The sequence below is a fragment of the Weissella hellenica genome, from assembly GCF_005405545.1.
In the GTDB taxonomy this organism is placed as follows: domain Bacteria; phylum Bacillota; class Bacilli; order Lactobacillales; family Lactobacillaceae; genus Weissella; species Weissella hellenica.
In genome coordinates this window covers 50,889-74,171 of record NZ_BJEG01000009.1, presented here as the reverse complement: position 1 = coordinate 74,171, position 23,283 = coordinate 50,889, and the positions used below count along the sequence as shown (strand labels likewise).

The window sequence follows — 23,283 nt, the reverse complement described above, 5'->3', positions numbered from 1 at the left end:
TTAGAATTTTTATTGTCATTAAGACATCGTCTATTTTATGAATTGAATTTATTAATTATCGATTCAATATCCTTAATAATAAGTGACATTGTGCCATCCGGTTTATTAATAAATTCTACCTTACTTTTATCTTGGTATATATCCATTGGAATTGAAATTTCAATCCCCGAATCTAATTTAAACCGCTGTAAACGATATTTTTTCTCAATGCGTTCTGTATTGGGAACATTAATATCAGATTCTAATTGTTTGGTATCCATAATTTGCTGATACGCTTGCTGTGCAGACACATTACCTTTAAAGACGGATTCAGCTATTACTGAAGTTTTAATTTCACCATCATCTTGCACAGTATCAAAAATCGTATTTTGTGTTTCTGCTAAGACTTCATGTTCAGGCATATCGAATTTACTAGCAACTGATTTGACAGCTTGTTTGATAGCTTGAATATTATCTTTTGTTGAATTTTCAGGATGAATTTTCAAAAAATTCTCAGAAAAATAATTGGTACGATGACCATCAATTAGATATTTTTTTTCGATCAACATATAGATACCACTCATTAAATTAATGATAATTCCTTCATCAACCTTTTGAGTGGCTGCGGGTAAAACAGCTTGGTTTAAAACAAGATTATTAACAAGCTTTTCATCTTGGTACTCTACTGCATGTGTGTAACGTGGGGTGAAATTTAATTTTAAAATACTAAAAAAATCGTCAACGCCTTCTGAAAATTCAATAACTAATAGGTCACCAGCTGGAATCGTTTCGCTTGGCGCAATGATGTCAAATAACTCTTCTGCTAAAACTGTAGCTTTAGTGGCAAATGATTGATTATTGCTATCAGAAATTTTAGAGCTAATGTCATCATTATCCGTTAATTGTCCTGTTTTATAATCACTATTTTTAAACTTTTCAATTAGTTTTTCGATGTATTCATGCAAACTAGGTTGATTAAGATCTAATTCATCTTGAGATGCAATTAAATTACCACTATTTTTATCTAGTACATGTAAAATAACGTGTTTTATTATCATATTACTCCTTTACAATAGAAAAGCAGGTTAATGCCTCACCTGCTTTTCTACTTATTTTTATCTTGATGTTTAATTGGTAATGTAATTCTAAAAATGGAACCTTGCCCAATGGCAGATTCTAATTGAATGTTACCACCGTAACCTTCCACTAACTTTTGAGCAATACTTAGACCTAAGCCATTGCCTCCTTGTTTACGAGAACGGGCCTTATCAACACGGTAAAATCTATCAAAGACCCGACTGGCGTCTTCAGGATTAATACCTTCACCGAAATCTTGAACTGCTAATTCAACTAAATTACCTGAACGTGATGCAGCAAAATGAATTTCACGTCGATCCTGACTATATTTAACTGCATTATCAGATAGAATAATCAAAATTTGTTCTAAATGATCACGATTCATATTAACAATTGTCGGTCCCTTTAAATCGTCATCAATCCAAAAAGTGAAATCAGGATGAATCATTTTAAAGTTAGTATAGATACCGTTAATTAAATCTTTAGCATCCGTATCGCCCTCTCGGAATGTCAATTCAACTTGATCCGCTCTGGTTAAGTCTAGCATTTCAGAAACTAAACCTTCCATACGACTAATCTCTTGTAAGGATGCACGAATTGACTCGTCTAAAATTTTCGGATCATCTTTTCCCCAACGATTTAATAATTCCATGTGTCCTTTTACAATTGCAACAGGTGTTCGGAGCTCGTGTGAAACATCCTCAACGAATTGGTGTTGTTGTAGGATAAACCGTTGCATTTTATCAAGCATATCATTTAATAAATTAGATAAGTCTGTTAATTCATCCGGTTTACGATCATCTGTACTAACGCGGACTTGTGCTTGCGGGTCCCGATTAATTGTATCTACTGTATTTTTGATGCTATCCATTGGTCGTAGAAAGAAACCAGCGAGCCAATAACCCCACAGTGCAATTAAAAATGTTCCTAAGATAATCAAAATTGTAATAATCGAATAAATACGATTAAACGTTTTATGGTACGCTGTCAAATGATTTTCAATAACAACATGGCCAATAATTTTATTATTTGAATCACGAAGTTCCTGATGCCCAACTAACATTTTAATCCCTTTTATTCGTTCAACACGAATAATTCGTTTATTAGTTTCGTGAAACGGGATGGGTTGTTCCCCAACTGGGTAAACTTGGTTGCCCTTTCGGTTATACACACGAATCGTATAGTCTGTTCGAGCAACTTGTTGCAACACCGGATCGTTGACCACGTCATTAAACTCTTTACTATCTGGCTGTAATATTTGATCGATTTTAGTTGGTAACAATTGTGAGGCGTTAATATTTTGCAAACGATTTGTTACGGCATTTAATGAACTTGTTACTTGATGTCTTTCCGTTGACATCATTTGTTTTGCAAATGCTTGCATAACAAACCATGTAAATATAATAAATATTAAAAAAACACCGACAACAGAACCAAGGGCCCATTTCCATTTTAAGGAAAGGGCCTTCTGTTGTGGTGTTTTCTCAATAATGGATGATGATCTACCCATTAATTTTCCTCCAAATTACTGACGCATAACGTATCCAGTACCACGAACCGTTTGAATATAAGACGCCCGTGAATCAGGTTGATCAATCTTATTACGAAGATAACGAATATAAACATCCACAACATTTGTTTCAATCTCAGAATCGTATCCCCAAACCTTTTTAAGTAGTTCCTCACGAGATTGTACAACGTTGATGTTTTCCATCAAAATCAAAAGCAATTCATATTCACGTTTGGTTAAGTTAATAATCTCGTTACCACGACGGGCAATACGATTTTCTTTTTCAACAGTTAAATCACGGTAACGAACAACACTTTGATGCGTACTGTGTTCTTCTGTTTCAATATCAATACGACGCAACAAAGCACGAACACGGGCCAATAATTCTTCGATTGCAAAAGGCTTTACAACATAATCATCAGCACCATAGTCTAAACCTGATACACGATCAATAACAGAATCACGCGCAGTCATCATAATAATTGGTGTGTTTTTTTCTTCACGCAAACGACGGGCAACTTCTAAACCGCTTAGTTCTGGTAACATTAAATCAAGTAAAATTAAATCATAATCACTTGCTAAAGCTGCGTCTAAACCACCACGTCCATTATCTTCAACATGGGTTTCATACCCTTCATGCTGTAACTCTAACTCAACAAAACGAGCTAAGTTTTCTTCATCTTCAATCACAAGCACACTACTCATACGCTATACCTCTGGTTACTTTCTTACAGGATACAAACGTATCCCAATAATGACATATTTACCTTTATCATAACATGACTTTCTCATAAATCATAGCTTTTCCCCACTAGTATGGTGTTTTTGCCGCTTTTGATAAAGTAAAAAAATGCCAATTGTGACGGGTAATGTTAGTAAAACCCCCAATAATGCATATAATAATGACAACATTGATGATGTAAATAATTTTGCATTAATAATCTCACCAAAAGTGTATTGTAACTTACCAAACAATACAGCCAAACTTAAAAAGTCGGCTAGAAATCCAAATAATACAGTATTAACAGCCGTTCCAATAATTTGTTTTCCTAATACTTGGCTGACATCAATTAAATCTCGATTACTAATATTTGGACGTTCATTTAACAATTCGCCAACACCAGTTGTAATGGCCACGGAAGCTTCAGCGATGGCACCTAATGTTGCTAATAAAGCTGCTACGATACCCAACGTACCAAAATCAATGTTAATTGCTAAAGATAATCCCTCTAGATCTTCTGAATTTTCTTCAGCAAACCCTTGGGCAATTGCAAGATGCTCGGTTGGTAAAATAACGATTAATAGCATAATCATCACCAAAAAACTTGCTATCAGCGCAATAGTTGTTGTCCGTTCATCTGCACCAGCGCTCAAAACCGTGACGGTCAATAAGCAACTTCCCCCAATTAATAGTACCCAAAAAGGATTAAATTGAAAGCTAATTAAAAGCATCATGACAACCAAGATTGCAAAACTAATCCATAAACTAATAAAGGCACCAATTCCTTTTACACCACCGACAACTAACATTAAAACAAATAGAATAATTGATAACATCAATAAAACACTCATGTTTATATATTTGCCTCCATTTTCCTTTGTCGCCACTTATGTAAAATCCATACCCAAAAAATACCAGCTGGCACGGTTAATACAATACCAATAGCACTGATTAACGTTTGTACCATGCCTAAGGATAAATTCATGGTATAAGTAAAGCCCCAATTATTACCATTTCTTAAATATAAAATAGCCATTGGAATTTGTTCAGCAATGAAAATTAAGAACAAGGTATTACTTAAAGCACCAAAAATTTCTTGCCCCACATGACGACCGGTAATTAAAAGTTCTTTTATGCCGATTTCGGGGTGCTCTCGCTCCAAACTAAATAAAGTTGCAATCATATCAGTTGCTTCATCCATTACAGCCCCTAAGACACCTACTAATGTCATTGATAAAAACATTGGTTGCGGTAATTGAGTGATAAAAGACATTAATTCAAAGTGTAGTCCTTTTTCGTTAGTTATGTTAAAAACCAGTAAACCGATTAACATTGCTGCAGTTGTTGATGTTACGACTGTTAACAACACAGTCCATGTTAATCGTCTTTTAATACCCATAACAAAGATTAACGTTAGCATTGATGCAATAATACTAAATAAAATAAATAACCAAAAAATATTCGCTTCCTTGGTTACGAAATTTAAATAAATTGTCCCAATAAATAAGATGACATTGATTATAAGCGACAATACCATGAAACTACCAGCTTTACCCATTGATATAATCAAAAGGCCCATCACCAAAATTAAAATAGGAATCCAAAAAATATCACGTTTAAAATTTTTAAGTCCCCAGGCTTTCGACGATTTAGCTAAAAAAATCTGATCATGCTTATTTAAGGGTTGTGTAATCGCTTTGGCATCGTCATAACTATTAATAAATGAAACTGTTTTACCCTTGTTTTGGGTATTTAATAGTTTAACAGATACTTTTTGATGATGTTGGGTTACTTTATTACCATATTGATCTTGAAGTGTCTTGGTAGATACTTGCTTGACTGACGTTACTTCACCAATACTATCTTGATACCAACTTGCATTATGACGTAAGACAACAAAACTAGTCAGCATTAAAACTAATACAACTAGTATTTTTAAAAAAAAGTGGTTAATTTTTTTGGTGTTCATTAATCAAGCTCCCGACGATTATCGCCAGCCATTTGCACTTCTTTTGATAAATATCTAATGCGTTGCATTAAACGCTCTGCTTTTACTGGTTCAGCCCCATCTTTAGTGATTGTAAAATGTTCTTTTTCTAATTGTTTCATTGAGAAATTCGACGTAAAAAAGGTCGTCAATTCATTTTGCATACGATACTCCAAAATGACACCTAAAATATCATCGCGAACCCACGCTGTTAAAGATTCTGCTCCAATATCATCAATAACGAGAATTGGCACTTGTTTGATAGCGTTAATTTTATCTTGCGGTTGTTCATCCGTGCCAATAACGCTACGTACTTCTACCACAAAGCTTGGTAAATGAATAAGCGTGACTGGTACACCTTCTTGCGCTAGTTCGTTGGCCATTGCCCCCATTAGATGCGTTTTACCAGTACCATATGCCCCGTGAAGATACATCCCCCGATGAAAATCATCAGGTTCTTTAAGGTAGGCATCAATAAAACTTAATGTTCCCGTAAGTGCAGCCAAACGATCAGAATCTTCATCAGAAAAATCATCTAAACGGGCCCTTTTAATTAATTTAGGCATCCCAATAGATTTCACTAAATTAGCCTGCATGTTCATACGTTGTGCTAGTTGTGTTGCTTCGTCTGGTTCATAAATAATAACAATACGATTTTCAACAACTTTTAAAGCAGGGACATAACCTTGGTGAACGACTTTTTGACCTTTTTTCGCTTTATGCTGCTGAGAATAATATTCATACAAAACAGCAAAATCACGTTCGATAATATCTTTTGACAGACTATTTTTATATTGATTAAAAAAATGACGAATTTCCGTATCTTGGTAAACATCCCTCTTTAAAGTTTGGAAACGACCATTTAGTTGTTTTTTATCCATAAAATCACGTAGCGCTTGTCCCATATTCATCGGTGTATCAGAAGCGTGTGATTCATGATTTTTAAAATTTTCATCACTCATCGTATCTTATGTCTCCTTTGGGTTGTTTTTATTACGCCGTGCCCTAATAGCTTCAAGAGCAGCCCTTGCCGATTTAGCATCTGATTGTGACACAGATGTCCCGTGTTGATTTTCCCAATCTGGGCGTGTTTCTTGCTTTGAATTTTTATTAGTGTTTGACCATTTCTTATTTGATGACTGTGTTGTGCGTGTTTGTTGCTTTTTATTGCGACGTTGTAAGTATTGTAGCGCACTTACTGCATCTGTAACCCCATTTTGTAACCAATCATTGACAAGGGTCTGTAAAATTGTTTTGTTTAATGTTGTTCTTTTTTCAATAACCGTTAGTTCATATAAAGTAATATTTAATACTTCTGGGGTGACCAGCTTCATTTGTATAATATCAGACAAGGCTTTAATTTCATTATCGGCGACAAAGCCATTTTTCTTTTGGCGCAAATTTTTTAAAAAACTTAAAGGAGCAGTCGATTGTGCAATTTGTACAATTTTACTTGCAGGGTCATCCGTATTTTTAGCTGAAGTTGGTGCTTTTGTAGGTTCATTCATATCAATTTTAGTTGAACGGACCTGTGAAATTTGAGATTGTTTAAAGTTATTCTCTAAATGTTTTTTAATAGCTGGTAAATTAATTTGTTGCGTTGGTGTTGTTGTCGCTTGGATCACCCGAACAAGTTCCAAATCAGTTAACCCATATAATGATTTATAAACCATTAGGTCAACTTCATTTTTTTGAAGTACATTTTGCTTAATATTATAAGATTGCAACATATCACTTAGTAGATTAACATCTAAAGATTTGGTTGCCTTTCGAATATTAGTTGATAACGTATTTTTTTCATTCGTTTCCGTTAACGGTGCATGATTGCGCTTAATAAAACTTTCTTGTCCAACTAAATCAAAAAACGTTTTAGAAACGTCATCCCCAGGAATATTTGTATTATCAACTTTCTCATCACTAACCAAATCGTTAAATAATTCATCCCCCAAATAATGAGCTAATAAGCTAGAGAGTAACACGTCAGACAAGAAGGCATGGGTTGTCAAAGGTGGGAATATTTGATAAGCCCACTGTGTTGCAAAATTTGTCGTTTGTTTGAAAGTTTTGACTAACCCCATTGCTTCTAATTTTTCCCGCGCAATCAGAAAAGAATGTTGATTCATCGCAAGTTGATCTAATATATCAACATGGCGATGCTTTGGTTGTATTGTTTCCCCCATGGTTGCCCATGCCAAGTACAGCGTATAGGCATCTCGACCAATAATGGGCAAATATACCCTAGTTAGCGAACGTACAGACGTCATGTCAATTAAGTCATCATAAATTAAGCGATAGCGTTGTTGATTTGAAAAATCTGCCATGAATTTATTACTCCTTTCTGATTATTAAAATAATATTTGTTGAATAATCTGGTCAACTTGTTTATATGTATCGGTAATTGAACCTGAATTATCGATAATATAATCTGCTAATTGTTCCTTTTCGGATAATGGCATCTGTGCAGTAATACGATTTTCTGCTTCAGTTAGTGTTAATTGATCACGATCCATTAACCGTTCTAATTGAACGTGTTTTGGTATAGTTACTAGCATAACCGCATCAGCACCAGCAACATTATGATTTTCTAACAATAATGGAATATCTAAGACCACTAATGGGGTGTTTTGTTTAGCAAGTTGTGCTAATTGTTCCGTCATCATCTGTTGAATACGTGGATGTGTGATGGCGTTTAATTTATCTCGCGCTTGTGCATCGCTAAACACAATTTTACCGAGTGCTTTACGGTTAAGTGTATGATCATCTTGTAAAATGGCATCCCCAAAATAATCAACAATTTCGGATAATCCTGGTGTACCTGGCTCTACAACTAGTCGGGCAATTTTATCAGCATCTAATACAGGGATATTTTTAGAAATTAAGTAATTTGAAATCGTTGATTTTCCGGTTGCGATACCGCCTGTTAACCCCAACTTAAACATTATTTTAACCTTTCTACTTGGCAAACTGGACAGTAAGTTGTACCACGTTGCGCTACTTTGGTTTTCAGCAAAGGTTCACCACAACGTAGACAAGGCTGTCCGACACGACCATATACTTGTAATTCATTTTGGAATTCACCAGCATTACCAAATACATTCGTAAAACTATGCACTGTTGTACCATGATGCTCAGTCGCACGAGTTAATTCGTGAATAATATTTTCTCGTAAAGTCGCTAATTCTTCGGTCGTTAGTTTGTTTGCTGAGGTCAAGGGATGAATTTTTGATTGCCAAAGAGTCTCATCAACATAGATATTTCCTAAACCAGCAATATGGTTTTGATTTAGCAAAAATGGCTTCACATGCATCTTTGACTTACCAAATTCACTAATCATATAGTCAAGAGTTAACGTCTCTTCAGTTGGCTCAGGACCGATTGTCGCTAATCCAGCAACGGTCATTACCTTATCATTCGGTACAACATTCATACGACCAAACTTACGTGTATCACGATAGAACAAATCAATTCCTTCATCGAGATGGAACGTAACTAAATCATGCTTACCCGGTTCTGTTCCCGTAGGTACCGTATAATATGATCCTTCCATTCTTAAATGTGAAACCATTGTAATATCATTCGTAAAACGGAATAACAAATACTTACCACGTCGATCAATTTTTATGATTTTTTGATTATGCAATGTATCGTTAAATTCTGCAGCGGTCAATCCACCAACCGTTTTCTCCCATCTAACTTCTGTACTTTGTACCGTACGTCCGGCAACTAAATTTGTAAGTCCACGACGGACTGTTTCTACTTCTGGTAGCTCTGGCATATCTCTTGTAAACCCCTTTGTGGCAATGTTTATTTATTTTTTCTTAACAAAAATCTTAACTGTGATTTTTATAAAATAACTTGATTAAGTTTAACTTTACATTCTTTATTCTAGTAACTATTATACTATCTTATCTAACTCATGAAAAAAAGCCCATTAAATTATGCATTTTAACACAACCTAATGGGCACAATTTTTATCTATTGAAAAACGATAATAAATTAAATCGAATTAGCTAGATAAGCTAATAAACTTGTTACCTTTATTTTATTGTTTAATGACGTATTCAGGTAAAAATAAAAGCACCACTAACTTGATATCAGTGCTTAATCCTTAATAAATTTCGGGGTTATATCAACTTACATGTCGAAAACATACTCCCAAAGTCTATTACTTGAAATACATAGTCTAAAATATAAAAAGCTAATTGTTCTGATTCGATCATAATTCTTAAGTTATGATCTGACCAATATGTTATCTGTTATTGAAATTTAAGACAAATATATTTAATAATCACAACGATAACCCAAAAAATTAATAAGGGGGCAATTACTAAACTTAAAAAGTTGCCGTCTGTATCCAAGCCCCAAAAATGTATTATTATACGAAAGATGAGCAATGTAGCAAAAGCAAGCACAAAAGAATTGGTAATTAACTTTTTCATATATTTCGACCTCTTATCTATAATTATACTATGAAATATTATTATATACCTTATCAAGCTGTTTCAGATTAATAACTTGTGACCTGGTGGTTTAATTTGGTCTGTCGTACAAACCTTACATAGCCGTATTTTATTAATTATAACTTATTGTTAATTTGTTGTGTTTACGTCACTAAGTTACTGAAATAGCGATAATAATATCTCAATAATTTTAAATATCATCATCTATCTCCTATTTAATTGCAAAATAAAAAGGCTACTCGATTGGATAACATTGTGTCTTATGTATGTGAAAGTTGGTTAGTCGTTGTTGTAAGCATATTAAGAAAGCGTCAATGTAGCGACTGAGGACTAACAATACTACTATATGTCATATGATGCGTATCTCATGTGTCCATACATTGAGTGCTACATGGAACATTTTCACCTGTATACACGATAATCATGCGTATCTGAAAATGCTTCTGCAAAACTCAAAAGCGCATCATTCAATAACTCATAACCACGCTTTCTTGAATAACCAGTGATTACTTCAATTTCTGTCCAGCTTCAATTTTTAAAATAACGTAATTCTAAAATATGTCTGTATAAATTAGACACCCCCTGACAAGCTTTGATTACATTATCTACCCACTGTGTTGCGCTTGGATATGAATAGAATATTTATCATCATTGGAATTACCATTCATACTACCAGTTGGCATTCCACTAATAACGGGTGACTTAATATCTACAAAGCTAATATGCGCCCTATTCTGAATAATTGGCCAATCGTGTTCAAAGAAAAGACGGATATTCTCAATGTGTTGCTTTTTCATCTAACTCAAAATCACCTAATAATCCTAACAACCCCATTAGAACAACCTCCACGTAAATTTTTATCTTATTTCATTTATTGGCATGCGTTAACCCAAATAAAACCGTTCTACACAATTTCTTGCATAAAACGGTTTTAACTATTTCAAACTTATCTCATCACTACTATTGCCATAAGCATCAAGAAAAATATAGCGTTATGAATTTATCCATCTGTTTAACCCATCACCTTAATTATGTTTTTGCATACCACACCAACAATTACGATCAAAGCTATTAGTAACATTGCCAATTTAACTGGTTCAATCTTTTTCATACGGACTTGCAGTCTTTCCATCCTCAGCTGTTTTGTCTAACGATTACCAACAATTTTATGAAGTTCCATCATCTTTGGAGCATCATCAGGGATGGTTTCATCATTGAATTTAATTTGACGACCATCAACATAATCGCCAACATGATATTTTTTTCTCACTCATGAACCAAACGCATCATTTTATGTCGGTCAATCTTGTTTTCTTTTACTTTATGCCGTACATATTCACTACTAGTCTCCGAATTAATCACTCCAATCTATTTCGCCCCTTAGATATCCTTTATCAACACCCCTGAAATCGTCATATGTTGCTACTACGAAGTTTAAGTTGTCGTTTGGCATAAAAATACTTGACCTCGTACCGAACTCGCCTGAAACACAGCAAAAATCAACTTATGTGTGAAGGTCTAATGGATCCTTCACAGAAGAAGGACTATCGGTTGAAAACATGCGAATAGAAACGGTCTATAACTTATGGCATAAAGAATATGAAACTTTAGTGTAAGCTTCCCCCTTTCAAAAGTTGAATCGTATTATAATAATCACATTTTGCCTGATTTAGGTGCATATAAGATACGTGAAATATCTTCTGGTGAATTACAAGTGCAACTAAATAAATGGGCTAGACAGGCAAAATCTGGGGTTGTATGGGGAAGATATTTAAAACAGTTATTTAATTATGCATAACTGCACGAAATTATTTTCAGAAATCCGTTTGATGTTGTAACTCGTCCTACGCAAATCAATACCAAAAGAGAACCTAAACAAGAAAATTTTTTAAATTCGGAACGGCTTTCTCGTTTTTGAATTATTGGGAAACTAAACCAGTATCACAGTATGCTTACTTTCGCTTTTTAGCTTATACAGGACTACGACGTGGTGAAATAATTGCCCTAACTTGGGATGATATCGATTTCAAAAAAACTAAAGAAAATGATTGACTACCTAAATCCATAATGTTAATTTGATATTTAGGGAAATAGCGGTTAAATTGTTATCCGACGGAGATTGTGTCATACGTTGGTTATATCGATCAGAGTCAGGTAGCTCGCTACTTGACTTTTTTCTTTTTTCTAAAAATTAGAAAACAGCACACTCTTGATACCTAAAAAGTGTTTAATTGATGGCATACATATACGTGCAGAGAACCACGATAAAAGCTATAGGAGCAATAAATAAACTCTATCAAATTTTTATTAAAAAGAATGTTACATCATCCTAATATGATGCCTTGGGCTTTCATTAGTACGATGGTTGCAATCATGGCTAGCTACAACACAATCATTCGCTATGGTTTTTTCGGAACGAATGCTTGCAAAAGTTTTAATCATTTATCCTTTAATTGTCATATTTATATATTGTTTACGTACATACGTTACCTTACCACTTGTTTTGAGGATACATAACTACTTTCCAACTATTATAACTAATAAGGTTCCAAGACATATTAGCGTGCCTACGCTCGTCATTACATTTAATGTTTCAATTATGATGATTTTGTTTACAGAAATGCATCGGCAACTGTATCCACAATTTTTTTCTGGATATTTAGGGAATTGGGTGAAAACTTTTTTTGTTGTCATTCCTGTATTTTTCTTTATCGTTCGCCCTACTCTGATTACCATATTCAAAAAATTAAAACAATCATATCCACTGTCATTAAAATAACATGAAAAAATCCCATCAGGTTATGCCGTTTAGCATAGCTTGATGGGATTTTTTCATGTTATTTAACTTCAGTTAATATTTAGAAATACTCACTAAAAAATTAGAAATATCAGAGCAATAAAAGCAGGCAAACCCTGTATGACAATGATTTTTTTAGCAGCTGTTAGACTGCCATAGACTGCTGCTAAAAATACAAACAACATTTCTAATTCCAACATTAATGTTTGCGGTGATCCATTTAAAAGCAATAGTGTCCCAATAATTAATACACCAAAAAGACCATTATATAGTCCTTGATTGGCTAACAATGTTTTAACTTCAGGCATTTTAACAAACGATTCTTCTAATTCAAATGCATTTGCCTGTTGTCTAGTTGTGCCAAACATTTCTAACAGCATAATACCTATTGCCTCAACACTCACAATAGTTACCAAAATAATTTCAATCATCAATTTTTCTCCTATGCCAGGATCTATGGACATCATTTTATCTTAACAATAACTTTTCCGCGCGCATGATGTGTTTCACTACGCTTTTGGGCAGACTTGATACCTGCAATAGTAAGCGGGTACGAACTATCAATCACAATCTTTAAATTGTTATTTTCGATTTCTTTAGCTAAAAAGCTCAAATCTTTGCCACTTGGTTGTAACCATCCTGTCATTATATGCTTATCTGACATTTCTTTTTGTTCTTTGGTCAATGTACCAGCAATTGTTACAAAACTGCCACCAGTTTTAAGAATACTAATGCCACCTTCTATGTCATTAACCGTGTCTAGAACAGCGTCATAATCAGATAATACTTCAGTGATTGTATTTTTATGATAATCTATCACTATGTCTGCACCTAACGACTTAACAAATTCAGTGTTATTTTCACTAGTAGTAGTAGCAACAACAGCCCCGAACATTTTTGCTAATTGTATTGCAAAAATACCTACACCACCTGCACCACCTTGGATAAGTATTTTTTGACCAGCTGCTAAATTAAGTTGCCTTAACATTTGTAAAGCCGTTAAGCCAGCTAGAGGAACTGCAGCGGCTTCCTCAAAGCTAATATTGCCAGGCTTTAGTGCTAGTTTATCTTCTTTTACAGCAGTATACTCTGCATATGATCCATTATGACCAACCGGGTCAATATCCGGACGAGCAAATACTTCATCTCCAATTTTGAAGTTTGTTACTTGGTCTCCTAAAGCAACGATTTTCCCTGCAACATCCCAACCCAATACGACTGGAAATTGCCAGTCAAACATTGATTGAAGTAAGCCTTGACGGGCTTTGTAATCAATTGGATTGATACTAGTAGCAACATTTTGAACTAACACCTCATCCTTTTTTAAAACAGGTTTATCTATATCAGTAACTTCAAATTGATCTATATCACCATATTTTTTAATAATAGAAGCTTTCATTAATTTTCTCCTAGGTTAAATGTTTGACGTTTCATTAGTTCCAATTCCAGAATAATGATGCATTAATTTTGCTGGTCCATGCCATGTGGTGGTTGCCAAAAAATATGACATCATAATTATTCAATTCATTTGTTCTCTTGTTTATGCGATAAAATTCTTTAATGTGTCTTACCGAATAAATTAACGACGACAACACCAGCAACGGTTAAGAAAATGCCAATTAATGTGGGGATGTCAACACTTTGTTTCCAAAATACAACACCAACTATTGTCACCAATACAATGCCTAACCCGCCCCAAATAGCATAAGCAATGTAAAGGGGAATATAGTGAACAGTAAGCGATAGCATGTAAATTGCGATTCCAAAACATAGTATACAAATTAAAGTGGGCTTCAATTTGGTGAATCCCTCAGTATTAACAACCATATTTGAGCCGATTACCTCAGAAATAATAGCAATTGCTAAATATAAATATCCTACATACATTAAATATTCTCCTTACAAAAAGTTAACACCATCATAGCATATACTTTTTAACAAGAGAACCAGTTGTTTTATATGTAAACTTAATTATGTACACCTGTATTCAGGCTAATATCAACCAAAGTTTGTCATCAAAAATAAAACTGGGCAAAAAAGTGGGCTTTAATCCAACATTTTTTCAACCAGTTAATGGCATGAACTTTCTGTCAATATTTGACTCGTTTAGTTCAAATCTATAAAATTTTTAATAATTACTTACTACGTGCAACACGGATAAAAGCAAAATATTCAGATACTGCTAACATCAACAATAATAGTAATCCGATGTAAATTGATGCATAGACTGAAATAACTGTCACAACAGTTAGGCCAATTGCAGATGTGGTTAGAATTAATGAAAACTTTTGCCATTTAGTCAATTTATCAGTGTCACCCTGAAATGAAATTGCCGTTGCAAAAGCTCCCACAACGATCATAATTCCAAATATAATATGTAAAACAATCATGTAATATACCTCCCTTTTCTTTCATTATACGGGAAAGATACAATAAATTTCAATTTATCATAATAATTATTTCGAATTTAGCAATAAATATCGCTAATTTAATCTAATTAATGCAATTTATTAGTATAATGGTGGACACATTAAAAAAAAGACTCATCTTTATAAAACAAGTATCCTCAACGCATTTAGAAAGGTTATCACTATGCGCCTATGGCATGAAAGCTTAATCTCAAAATTATCCCGACAACAACTACTAGGGCAACATAGAGAATGTTGCGCACTACGTGGTGGTGGCTGGGGTAAGAAACATCGGACTGTTGACTATGTGTTTACGCATTCACCATATGAACTATTTCAATATCATGCAAAAGTTATGCAAGAAATGCATCGTCGTGGTTATACACCTAACTCATTATGGTTGAATCCATTTTATCGTGGTAATAAAGAAGCACCATATACCGCCTTATTAATAATACCTACTACAGTCCCGATTTATCCAGAGCACAATACTGCATATTATCAAGAATGTATTGATAATTTGGCAATGAAAGGAATCGATATACGTTAAAAAGATTATCTATATGCTAATTTTTAATGACCACTAGTTATTTTGATGCCAATAATACCAATCACTAGCAGGCCAATGAAAAGCCAAGTTATAGGTGGCAAAATATCCCCAAAAAAGAAAACCCCAACAATAATTGCACCCACTGCCCCAATTCCTGTCCAAATTGGATAAGCTAAACTTAATGGTAAGTGCTTTAATGCCATTGCCAAAAAAAGAAAACTAGCGATCATGCCCAAAGCTGTTGCACCTGACCAATATAAATTAGTAAAACCATTACTGAGTTTCATGGTACTAGACCAAACAACTTCAAAAACACCAGCCAAAATAAGGTATAACCAAGTCATACAAACCTCCAAAAAATAAAAAGCAATTATTAACTTATCTTCAACGACCTAATGATAAGTTAATAATTGCCTAAATGACAAGTTCCCGGTAGAACTATTATTGTATACGATTTTAACATATTCTTGAAATTAAGTTGAGTCATAATCATTAAAAATTTTAATTTACTGATTAATTAGCAAAATAAAATGTACCTATATTGCCCCTTGACAATATAGGTACACCCTGTAGTAAAAATATAGGTAGATTTTCATCCGCCTACAATAATCATCATAGTGACCAAATATTAAAATAATCTATAATGATACGTCTTTCTAAAGTTTTTTTAATATCACAATAGATGGTTTGCATTTATTGTGATATTATATCGTTCGATTTCAAAAGCCTTACATATTAGTATTGAAAACCATGTGTTCTGGTGTTATCATTATTATGTAATAGAGTCCCATTTCTAATTACAAAAAGCGTCTAACCAAGCCAAGGGTTAGACGCTTTTACTATTTATAATAACAATTTTTAGGGTATTTAATAGTGTACTTATTTATTCTGCTTACCGCTCCAGATTGACCAAAAACGACCATATAGTGCCGTCACTAAGTAGAATGCCATTGTTAACAACATTGGCAATGAACTAGCTGAGTAGCCCGCAAAGAGCGCTGAGATCCATAAGCAGATGTTAACAACACCTGACAATAACCATAGAGTATATGAATCACCATAGCCCATAAAGACATAAATTGAAGCCGTTGCCCCAATAATCAAGACAATTGCATCCCAAACTGGATTAGTATCGCCTAGGTGTGTATAAATCCAAATCACAGGTACCCATAGTAATAACATAACGACTAGCGTAATCACCCAACCACGGATACGTAGGAATTTTACACCATCCACGATGCGATGACCCCAAGTCTTCCAGGTTACAATTAATGGCAAGTCAATTAATAGAATAAAGACAATTTGATCTAAAACAGATGCATAGTGCCCTGCTTGCCAATTAATATAAATATAGCCTAATGCACTGATTAATCCTAATAAACCATTAATAGGTTTACCAATCATCATATAAACTGTACATGCTGAGCCTAATAAGGTTGCAAATAATGTAATGACTGATAAGAATGTAAACGGATTACTTAAGAAAAGTGCCAGTTGTATACCAAAAATAAATGCCAGCATAATGCTACCTACTGTGTTAATTGATGTTATTTCTCGATAAAGCCACCCAAAATATGCCAATTTCTTCTACCTCTTTCTTCTTTGAACACAATTTCATATTATAACAGATATTATAGGATACTTGGTGAATTTTTTTTGCAGAACAAAAAGCTATGGTGACTTTTTACCGTCAGCATAGCTTTTTATCGTTTTTGATTTATTTTGGTTGAATAACAAATTCAAATGAATGGTCAGCCGTTGCATCAATATGGTATGGCTGTTGCACATCAGTACCCCAACTATCAATACCACCGACACCACGAACAGCACCATAAATGGTGACTACTGTTCTTCTTGGCGTTGGCAATTCCTCCATATGTGTCGCATTTTCCAATTCAAACGCTGAATATGGCAAAGCAGAAAAAGCGAACAGTTCTTTAGTTTGTTTAAACGTTAAATATTGCGTTTCTTTAGAAAAATCAGCATTATTTAATGAAGTTGAGCGGGCAATTGCTACCCGAGATGTTTGCATATGCATCCCCATCTCTTGTGGCACCATATAAGGCGTTAATGGTAGACCATCAACTTCATAGGTTCCTTCACGACCACCAGCCATACGATCAGGGTAAGTTTCCCCCGATAGACCATCATAACGGTAACCATCTGCTAACGTTGGCATAACAAAGCGCAATCCCAATGTTGGTAATTCAGGTAAATCTTCATGACCAGTATAATCAACATGAACAGTTAGTGCACCATCATTAGCAATAGTATAAATTACCTTAACCGTTGTTTGTGGCACGGTTGCGGTTAAAAATGTATACGTTAATGATACTTTATCTGCAAATTCATCTGCTGAGAAACGATTATTATCCGGTGCAATCGGTTGACCCAATTCCTCACCATCAACACTAACAATCACATCTGTTGCTTCAGTGAACATATCTGCACCAAACCACATTGCTGAATTAGTAGAAAAATGGCTACCTCGGTCATTGTCAGTTGTCGCACGCCAAAAAGTTAGTTTAGGTACGCGATACAGCCACTCTTTGCCAGCAATTTGTAGTGACTCTAAGCCACCCTTTTCATAACTAAACAAATAGTGATAATCAGCACCTTTGATGCCTAACGAACCATCACCATAAACGACTTGTAGTTTATTCGTTGTCGTAGCGTCCATAATAGTAGCTTACCTCCTGCATTGCTGGCTTAGGCTGACGGGTTGCAAAGACAATCCCATTACCAGAGAATTCATAATCTGAATGACGTTCATCAAAGTCACCACCGTAACGAATGACTTGTTCACCGGTTACTTCATCGGTAACATACAAGGCTTGATCGATATAGTCCCAAATGAAACCGCCCAAATATGTATCAAATTCATCAAATAACTTTACATATTCATCAAAGCCACCTACTGAATTACCCATACTATGCATATATTCGCAGTTTAAGTATGGTTTCTTAGGATTATTGGCTAGATACTCGGCAATTCCCTTAGGATGTGCATACATGCGACTCTCGACGTCTGAAATACGATCTTCGTCAACACGGTTTTGGAAGACACCTTCGTAATGCGTCAATCGTGAATCATCAACTGACTTGAAGTATGCATCCATTGCAGCAATATTGTCACCGGTGTATGATTCATTTCCTAATGACCAGAATAAAATAGATGGGTGATTCTTGAATTGTTCAAAATTAGACTTTGCACGATCCATCACAACATCTAACCACTCTGGAATTGATCCTGGGACATTGTATGAAGGCTCTACTGCACCCATTTTTTGCCATGAACCGTGTGATTCTAGGTTAGTTTCAGCCATCATATAAACACCAGCTTCATCACACATACCATACCAAGGCACTTGGTTTGGATAATGTGACGTTCTAACAGCATTAATGTTATGTGCTCTGAAAATTTGAATGTCAGTTTCCATATCAGCCAAACTGACGTTACGTCCATCAGTTGGACTCCACTCGTGACGGTTAACCCCATTCAAATGCAATGGTACGTTATTTAACGTAACTTGGTTTTGGTCATTCTTAACTAAACGACGGAAACCGAAGTCATAAGGGACAACGGCAATGACTTGTTGCTTAGCATCAAAAATTGTGACCGTTAGTGTATATAGATTAGGATGCTTATGTGACCACAGCTGAATTTCATCAAAGACCGCATGTTCTAACGAAGTCGTTGTATCAGCATCAACTGACTTATCTAATACAACTGCCCCTTGTGAATCATTAACAACAAATTGTGCACGTGCACCAGCTAGGTCGCCTGCAAGTGTCAAAGAAACTGAAAGGTCACCTTGTTGCAAATCAGCACTAACAACCGGCTTAATGTGCACATCAACAACATCTACTGCTGGCATAGCGATCAAACGCACGCTACGGAAAATCCCTGAAAAGCGGAACATATCCTGGTCTTCAATAAAGGCTGCTGTGCTGTATTTAAATACTTCAACAGCAAGTTTATTTTCACCAGGTTGCAAATATGGTGTCAAATCAAATTCAGCACGTGAAAAACTATCTTCTGAATAACCTACGAACTGTCCATTTAACCACACATACATCGCTTCTTCGACGCCATCAAATTCAATATGCACATCTTGATCGGCAAAATTGTCAGGTAAAGTAAATGTTTTAACATATTGACCAACAGTATTGTCCTCTGCTTCGCTAAAAACACCCGGATATGTATTATCAGGGCCTAAAGCGTATGGTGGTCGCCGATATGTTTTACCTTCCCATGGATAAAGTGTATTAATATATTGAATTTGACCGTAATTTTGTAATTCAATATGACCAGGTACCTTAATATCATCAAACTGATCAGTATCAAAATCTAATTTCTCAAAGTTAAGTAGTCGTTCTGCTGGTGTGTTCGCAAAATTAAATTGCCAAGTACCATTTAAGCTTTTAATTAAACTTGATGACTTTTGTGCCACTTCTGCTGCTGAACGATAAACAGTGTGATCGCTATGAGCTGGTAATTTACCAACTCTAAACACAGTTGGATCATCTAACCATTCTAAATTTGCTATCATCGTAGCTCCCCCTAAAATTAATAGACACGTTTTTAATCTGTAAACGTTTTCAATATTAATTGTAACGTAATCTGAGTTATCTGTCTTTAGATTTAACAAATTATCTCATTTTTTAAATTGAAAGAGCATCATTATTTGTAGCATTGAATAGGTTACCTGTATAATTTAATATATCTAATTGTTTCAAGGAGTGAACAATCGTATGGTACATAATTTCAAACAAAAGAATAAGCTTGTTGCATTAATCATGTTTTTGGGGATGTTAATTACAATTTTGGGTATTTTCCTAGATTCATTTTCAATGCTCGTTATCATGCTAGGAATTGCAATTATTTTATTTAGCGAGGAAATTAGCAAGCTTGTTGAAAAATTACTAAATATGCCAAGATAGCCGTGTTTTATCACAAAAATAGGCGTTAGTTTGATTTTTGCCAAACTAACGCCTATTTAGTTACTTTTTTGTTTATTTTGCATCATACCATGATGCACCAATATGCGTCGACACTAACAAAGGTACTGCTAGTTGCACGGCACTATCCATAGTCTTTGAAACTAATTGTTCTAACTCAGCCATTTCATCTGTGGGCACCTCGAAAATTAATTCGTCATGCACCTGTAACAGCATGTTTGCTTTCAAGCCAGCTTTTTCAATCGCTGCCTGCACATTAATCATGGCAATTTTAATGATATCGGCTGCAGAACCTTGGATGGGCGAATTCATCGCTGTCCGTTCTGCAAAGGAACGGGCATTAAAGCGTTTTGCATTGATATCAGGCAGGTAACGGCGACGGTGAGCAATCGTTTCAACATAGCCGTTTTCACGTGCTGATGCAATGATTGATTCTGACCACTTTTTCACATCAGGATATTGCTCAAAATATGTCTCAATAATAGTCTTAGCTTGTTGTCTTGAAACCCCAATATTCTTAGACAAACCAAAGTCAGAAATACCGTACACAATCCCAAAGTTAACGGCTTTAGCCTGACGACGAATATTACCATCAACTGGTTGATCATCAGGAACATCGAAAATACGACGAGCCGTAGCCGCATGAATATCTTCACCATTAATAAAGGCTGCTTGTAAATTAGCATCTCCCGTAATATGTGCTAATACACGTAATTCAATCTGTGAATAATCAGCACTTAAAATTTGCCAATCAGGTTCACTTGGCACAAAAGCTTTACGAATTTGACGCCCTTCTTCAATACGAACTGGAATATTTTGTAAGTTGGGATCAACTGATGATAAACGCCCCGTCTGGGTTAAGGTCTGTAAGTAACGTGTATGCACCTTTGAATCAGATCCGTGAACGACCCGTAGTAGTCCTTCAACATAAGTCGACTTAATCTTTGCAATCTGACGATAAGCCAAAATTGACGCTACGATTGGCACATCACCCATCTTTTCTAAGACTTCAACACTGGTTGAGTACCCTGTCTTCGTCTTTTTAAGTGGTGTATAGCCCATATCCTCAAACAAAACGACCCCAAGTTGCTTAGGTGATTGAATATTAAACTCGTGACCGGCTTGTTGATAAATGGTTTGCTCTAATTCACTCAAGCGTTCTGTTAACTTACTATCCATTTGCAATAGTTGTTGCGCATCAACGGTAATACCCATCGCTTCCATTCGCGCTAAAATTTGAGTTAATGGCAATTCAATATCCCGATATAAGTCAAGTTGTGCGTGATCTGTTAATTTTTTAAGCAATGGTTCTGCTAATAAGCCAATGGCCATTGCTTTACGTCCTAGATGTTCAAATAAATCGGCATCAACTTCTGGAATAGCAAACTTAGCACCCTTACCATAGACTTCTTCATCTGTTTGAACAGCATAATAATCATTATCGTGTGCTAATGCGCCTAAATCATCATTATTGTCATTAGTATCTAATAAATAAGATACCAACAACAAATCGAACTGCACATTCGTTAATGTAACGCCCAAGCGATGCAAACTAACAGATAATTCTTTGGCATTAAAAACATTTTTAGCAACATTCGTGTTTTCTAAAATATTTTTAATTGGTGAATCTTGCACTAATAATTCAATATCCCGACTTGCAAAGTATCCTTTAGCTTGATTACCAATCACGAAACCAACTGGATTAGCAGTATGGTAGTTAGCACCATCTAATTCAAGATAAAAATCAACAGTATCGGTCAATTGACTAACATGATCCATATTAGCATTCGTTAATTTAGTCATATTAAGCGTGGTATTACTGAAATTAAAAGTACCTGCTTCAGAATGATTATTTGTTGGAATGGTGTAACCTTGATTAGCTAGCTTCACGAGCTGGGCTTTAAAATCAAGATGTTGGTAAAAGGGAATAATGTTTTCATAATCTGGTCCCTTATATGCCAAATCTTCTAAACTGATTGTTACGGGCGCATCTGTTCGAATCCGTGCTAAATCACGTGACATTAATGCGTCTTCTTTACCATTAATTAGTTTTTCTTTTTGCTTTGACGTTTTCATCTCATCAATGTGTTCGTACATTTCTGGAATTGAATTATACTGTTTAATCAACTTTAAAGCTGTTTTAGGACCTATTCCAGCTATCCCAGGGTAATTATCACTTGTGTCCCCTTGAAGCCCTTTAATTTCAATAATATGCTTAGCTTGGAGACCATCATAAGTTTCTGCTACTAGCGCAGGTGTGTAATGATCAATTTCAGATATACCTTTTTTTGTCACCCAAACGGTTACATCGTTTGATACTAGTTGGGTCATATCTCGATCACCAGTCACGATTGTAACGGCATAGCCAGCTTGTTCACCTTTTCTTGCCATGGTACCAATAATATCATCTGCTTCATAATCTGCTAGTTCATATGATTTTATCCCATGTAGCGTAACCATTTCTCGTAATGGTTCAAATTGTTCAACTAATTCTAGCGGTGTCTTATCACGATTACCCTTATAATTATCAAATTTACCAGTTCTAAAAGTTGTTTTACCAGCATCCCAGGCTACTAAAGCCAAATCAGGTTGAAAAGGATCAACAATACCATCAATTAGGTTATTAAAACCAACCAAAGCATTTGTATGTAGACCTTCATGGTTAACAAATCGGTCGACTTGATTAATTAAGGCGTAAAATGCCCGAAAAGCTAATGAGTTACCATCAATTAAAAGTAAAGTTGGTTTTGCCATGTTCATCTCATTTCTGGGGATGTCCCCGCGTTTTCTCTCTATATCAGTTTAGCAGAGTTCAAATGCTGATAACAACAT

The 23,283-nt window shown here is 35.0% G+C and carries 23 protein-coding genes and 2 pseudogenes; 5 read left to right on the top strand and 20 right to left on the bottom strand.

What is annotated here, in order from left to right; genetic code table 11:
- Window positions 1-35: 35 nt before the first annotated feature.
- From FFM61_RS06050 to FFM61_RS09195, 11 genes are all read right to left on the bottom strand, one after another.
- Window positions 36-1,037: a nucleoid-associated protein gene (locus FFM61_RS06050; RefSeq protein WP_074426963.1), complete on the bottom strand. Its 1,002-nt coding sequence runs from the start codon at window positions 1,035-1,037 to the stop codon at window positions 36-38.
- A gap of 47 nt (window positions 1,038-1,084) precedes the next feature.
- On the bottom strand, window positions 1,085-2,566 hold the full coding sequence (locus FFM61_RS06045) for a HAMP domain-containing sensor histidine kinase (protein ID WP_074426962.1): 1,482 nt from the start codon (window positions 2,564-2,566) through the stop codon (window positions 1,085-1,087).
- 15 nt (window positions 2,567-2,581) lie between these two features.
- Window positions 2,582-3,271 (bottom strand): response regulator transcription factor, encoded by a 690-nt coding sequence (locus FFM61_RS06040; RefSeq protein ID WP_042494106.1) that lies wholly within the window; start codon window positions 3,269-3,271, stop codon window positions 2,582-2,584.
- A gap of 90 nt (window positions 3,272-3,361) precedes the next feature.
- Window positions 3,362-4,138: a YibE/F family protein gene (locus FFM61_RS06035; RefSeq protein ID WP_074426961.1), complete on the bottom strand. Its 777-nt coding sequence runs from the start codon at window positions 4,136-4,138 to the stop codon at window positions 3,362-3,364.
- A 2-nt stretch (window positions 4,139-4,140) separates the two neighbouring features.
- Window positions 4,141-5,256, bottom strand: a complete 1,116-nt coding sequence (locus FFM61_RS06030; RefSeq protein ID WP_074426960.1) for a YibE/F family protein — start codon at window positions 5,254-5,256, stop codon at window positions 4,141-4,143.
- A complete protein-coding gene (gene dnaI, locus FFM61_RS06025; protein WP_083194416.1) occupies window positions 5,256-6,236 on the bottom strand; it encodes a primosomal protein DnaI in 981 nt (326 codons plus the stop codon). Before dnaI ends, FFM61_RS06030 begins: the two co-directional genes overlap by 1 nt.
- A gap of 6 nt (window positions 6,237-6,242) precedes the next feature.
- Window positions 6,243-7,595, bottom strand: a complete 1,353-nt coding sequence (locus FFM61_RS06020; RefSeq protein ID WP_074426959.1) for a replication initiation and membrane attachment family protein — start codon at window positions 7,593-7,595, stop codon at window positions 6,243-6,245.
- 24 nt (window positions 7,596-7,619) lie between these two features.
- Window positions 7,620-8,213, bottom strand: a complete 594-nt coding sequence (gene coaE, locus FFM61_RS06015; protein WP_083194415.1) for a dephospho-CoA kinase — start codon at window positions 8,211-8,213, stop codon at window positions 7,620-7,622.
- Window positions 8,213-9,049, bottom strand: coding sequence for a DNA-formamidopyrimidine glycosylase (gene mutM, locus FFM61_RS06010; protein WP_074426957.1), 837 nt, complete (start codon window positions 9,047-9,049; stop codon window positions 8,213-8,215). Before mutM ends, coaE begins: the two co-directional genes overlap by 1 nt.
- 1,290 nt (window positions 9,050-10,339) lie before the next feature.
- Complete coding sequence (locus FFM61_RS09130) at window positions 10,340-10,531, bottom strand: hypothetical protein (protein WP_083194413.1); 192 nt, start codon at window positions 10,529-10,531, stop codon at window positions 10,340-10,342.
- A 350-nt stretch (window positions 10,532-10,881) separates the two neighbouring features.
- Complete coding sequence (locus FFM61_RS09195) at window positions 10,882-11,004, bottom strand: hypothetical protein (RefSeq protein WP_255313590.1); 123 nt, start codon at window positions 11,002-11,004, stop codon at window positions 10,882-10,884.
- 372 nt (window positions 11,005-11,376) lie between these two features.
- Between FFM61_RS09195 and FFM61_RS09260 the strand changes: the two are divergent.
- From FFM61_RS09260 to FFM61_RS09125, 3 genes and pseudogenes are all read left to right on the top strand, one after another.
- A pseudogene (locus FFM61_RS09260) lies at window positions 11,377-11,532 on the top strand (tyrosine-type recombinase/integrase); the annotation flags it as partial.
- 116 nt (window positions 11,533-11,648) lie between these two features.
- Window positions 11,649-11,786: a tyrosine-type recombinase/integrase gene (locus tag FFM61_RS05995; RefSeq protein WP_083194410.1), complete on the top strand. Its 138-nt coding sequence runs from the start codon at window positions 11,649-11,651 to the stop codon at window positions 11,784-11,786.
- Between the two features lie 234 nt (window positions 11,787-12,020).
- Window positions 12,021-12,513, top strand: a pseudogene (locus tag FFM61_RS09125) (hypothetical protein).
- Window positions 12,514-12,605: 92 nt separating this feature from the next.
- Here the strand turns inward: FFM61_RS09125 and FFM61_RS05985 are convergent.
- The 4 genes from FFM61_RS05985 to FFM61_RS05970 all read right to left on the bottom strand — a co-directional run bounded on the left by FFM61_RS05985 (window position 12,606) and on the right by FFM61_RS05970 (window position 14,921).
- A complete protein-coding gene (locus FFM61_RS05985; RefSeq protein WP_074426955.1) occupies window positions 12,606-12,962 on the bottom strand; it encodes a DUF1304 domain-containing protein in 357 nt (118 codons plus the stop codon).
- Window positions 12,963-12,994: 32 nt separating this feature from the next.
- On the bottom strand, window positions 12,995-13,930 hold the full coding sequence (locus FFM61_RS05980) for an NADP-dependent oxidoreductase (protein ID WP_074426954.1): 936 nt from the start codon (window positions 13,928-13,930) through the stop codon (window positions 12,995-12,997).
- A gap of 158 nt (window positions 13,931-14,088) precedes the next feature.
- Entirely contained in the window at window positions 14,089-14,418 is a 330-nt protein-coding gene (locus tag FFM61_RS05975; protein WP_074426953.1) for a DMT family transporter, read from the bottom strand.
- Between the two features lie 248 nt (window positions 14,419-14,666).
- Window positions 14,667-14,921, bottom strand: a complete 255-nt coding sequence (locus FFM61_RS05970; protein WP_074426952.1) for a hypothetical protein — start codon at window positions 14,919-14,921, stop codon at window positions 14,667-14,669.
- Window positions 14,922-15,123: 202 nt separating this feature from the next.
- On the opposite strand from FFM61_RS05970, the gene FFM61_RS05965 reads away from it, so the two are divergent.
- Window positions 15,124-15,489 (top strand): TIGR02328 family protein, encoded by a 366-nt coding sequence (locus FFM61_RS05965; protein WP_074426951.1) that lies wholly within the window; start codon window positions 15,124-15,126, stop codon window positions 15,487-15,489.
- A gap of 23 nt (window positions 15,490-15,512) precedes the next feature.
- On the opposite strand, the gene FFM61_RS05960 is transcribed toward FFM61_RS05965, so the two are convergent.
- The 4 genes from FFM61_RS05960 to FFM61_RS05945 all read right to left on the bottom strand — a co-directional run bounded on the left by FFM61_RS05960 (window position 15,513) and on the right by FFM61_RS05945 (window position 20,042).
- A complete protein-coding gene (locus tag FFM61_RS05960) occupies window positions 15,513-15,833 on the bottom strand; it encodes a DMT family transporter (RefSeq protein ID WP_074426950.1) in 321 nt (106 codons plus the stop codon).
- 535 nt (window positions 15,834-16,368) lie between these two features.
- Window positions 16,369-17,010, bottom strand: a complete 642-nt coding sequence (gene pnuC / locus FFM61_RS05955) for a nicotinamide riboside transporter PnuC (RefSeq protein WP_083194433.1) — start codon at window positions 17,008-17,010, stop codon at window positions 16,369-16,371.
- Between the two features lie 196 nt (window positions 17,011-17,206).
- Complete coding sequence (locus tag FFM61_RS05950; RefSeq protein WP_074426948.1) at window positions 17,207-18,169, bottom strand: beta-galactosidase small subunit; 963 nt, start codon at window positions 18,167-18,169, stop codon at window positions 17,207-17,209.
- Window positions 18,147-20,042: a glycoside hydrolase family 2 TIM barrel-domain containing protein gene (locus FFM61_RS05945; RefSeq protein WP_074426947.1), complete on the bottom strand. Its 1,896-nt coding sequence runs from the start codon at window positions 20,040-20,042 to the stop codon at window positions 18,147-18,149. Before FFM61_RS05945 ends, FFM61_RS05950 begins: the two co-directional genes overlap by 23 nt.
- Before the next feature lie 202 nt (window positions 20,043-20,244).
- Here FFM61_RS05945 and FFM61_RS05940 point away from each other — a divergent pair, with 202 nt between their 5' ends.
- The gene (locus tag FFM61_RS05940) at window positions 20,245-20,433 is read left to right on the top strand and encodes a hypothetical protein (protein ID WP_074426946.1); all 189 of its coding nucleotides are present in this window, start codon (window positions 20,245-20,247) and stop codon (window positions 20,431-20,433) included.
- Between the two features lie 72 nt (window positions 20,434-20,505).
- Here FFM61_RS05940 and polA read toward each other — a convergent pair whose 3' ends face one another.
- Window positions 20,506-23,205: a DNA polymerase I gene (gene polA / locus FFM61_RS05935; RefSeq protein WP_074426945.1), complete on the bottom strand. Its 2,700-nt coding sequence runs from the start codon at window positions 23,203-23,205 to the stop codon at window positions 20,506-20,508.
- Window positions 23,206-23,283 lie beyond the last annotated feature (78 nt).

What these genes read in the sequence shown, in the direction of transcription:
- FFM61_RS05975 (WP_074426953.1), bottom strand. Translation starts at nt 14,418, where the DNA reads ATGTATGTAGGATATTTATATTTAGCAATTGCTATTATTTCTGAGGTA.
- FFM61_RS05945 (WP_074426947.1), bottom strand. Translation starts at nt 20,042, where the DNA reads ATGATAGCAAATTTAGAATGGTTAGATGATCCAACTGTGTTTAGAGTT.
- FFM61_RS06030 (WP_074426960.1), bottom strand. Translation starts at nt 5,256, where the DNA reads ATGAACACCAAAAAAATTAACCACTTTTTTTTAAAAATACTAGTTGTA.
- coaE (WP_083194415.1), bottom strand. Translation starts at nt 8,213, where the DNA reads ATGTTTAAGTTGGGGTTAACAGGCGGTATCGCAACCGGAAAATCAACG.
- FFM61_RS05940 (WP_074426946.1), top strand. Translation starts at nt 20,245, where the DNA reads ATGGTACATAATTTCAAACAAAAGAATAAGCTTGTTGCATTAATCATG.
- dnaI (WP_083194416.1), bottom strand. Translation starts at nt 6,236, where the DNA reads ATGAGTGATGAAAATTTTAAAAATCATGAATCACACGCTTCTGATACA.
- FFM61_RS05980 (WP_074426954.1), bottom strand. Translation starts at nt 13,930, where the DNA reads ATGAAAGCTTCTATTATTAAAAAATATGGTGATATAGATCAATTTGAA.
- polA (WP_074426945.1), bottom strand. Translation starts at nt 23,205, where the DNA reads ATGGCAAAACCAACTTTACTTTTAATTGATGGTAACTCATTAGCTTTT.
- FFM61_RS06020 (WP_074426959.1), bottom strand. Translation starts at nt 7,595, where the DNA reads ATGGCAGATTTTTCAAATCAACAACGCTATCGCTTAATTTATGATGAC.
- FFM61_RS09130 (WP_083194413.1), bottom strand. Translation starts at nt 10,531, where the DNA reads ATGAAAAAGCAACACATTGAGAATATCCGTCTTTTCTTTGAACACGAT.
- FFM61_RS05970 (WP_074426952.1), bottom strand. Translation starts at nt 14,921, where the DNA reads ATGATTGTTTTACATATTATATTTGGAATTATGATCGTTGTGGGAGCT.
- FFM61_RS06050 (WP_074426963.1), bottom strand. Translation starts at nt 1,037, where the DNA reads ATGATAATAAAACACGTTATTTTACATGTACTAGATAAAAATAGTGGT.
- FFM61_RS05985 (WP_074426955.1), bottom strand. Translation starts at nt 12,962, where the DNA reads ATGATTGAAATTATTTTGGTAACTATTGTGAGTGTTGAGGCAATAGGT.
- mutM (WP_074426957.1), bottom strand. Translation starts at nt 9,049, where the DNA reads ATGCCAGAGCTACCAGAAGTAGAAACAGTCCGTCGTGGACTTACAAAT.
- FFM61_RS05965 (WP_074426951.1), top strand. Translation starts at nt 15,124, where the DNA reads ATGCGCCTATGGCATGAAAGCTTAATCTCAAAATTATCCCGACAACAA.
- FFM61_RS06035 (WP_074426961.1), bottom strand. Translation starts at nt 4,138, where the DNA reads ATGAGTGTTTTATTGATGTTATCAATTATTCTATTTGTTTTAATGTTA.
- FFM61_RS05960 (WP_074426950.1), bottom strand. Translation starts at nt 15,833, where the DNA reads ATGACTTGGTTATACCTTATTTTGGCTGGTGTTTTTGAAGTTGTTTGG.
- FFM61_RS06040 (WP_042494106.1), bottom strand. Translation starts at nt 3,271, where the DNA reads ATGAGTAGTGTGCTTGTGATTGAAGATGAAGAAAACTTAGCTCGTTTT.
- FFM61_RS05950 (WP_074426948.1), bottom strand. Translation starts at nt 18,169, where the DNA reads ATGGACGCTACGACAACGAATAAACTACAAGTCGTTTATGGTGATGGT.
- pnuC (WP_083194433.1), bottom strand. Translation starts at nt 17,010, where the DNA reads ATGCTGGCATTTATTTTTGGTATACAACTGGCACTTTTCTTAAGTAAT.
- FFM61_RS06045 (WP_074426962.1), bottom strand. Translation starts at nt 2,566, where the DNA reads ATGGGTAGATCATCATCCATTATTGAGAAAACACCACAACAGAAGGCC.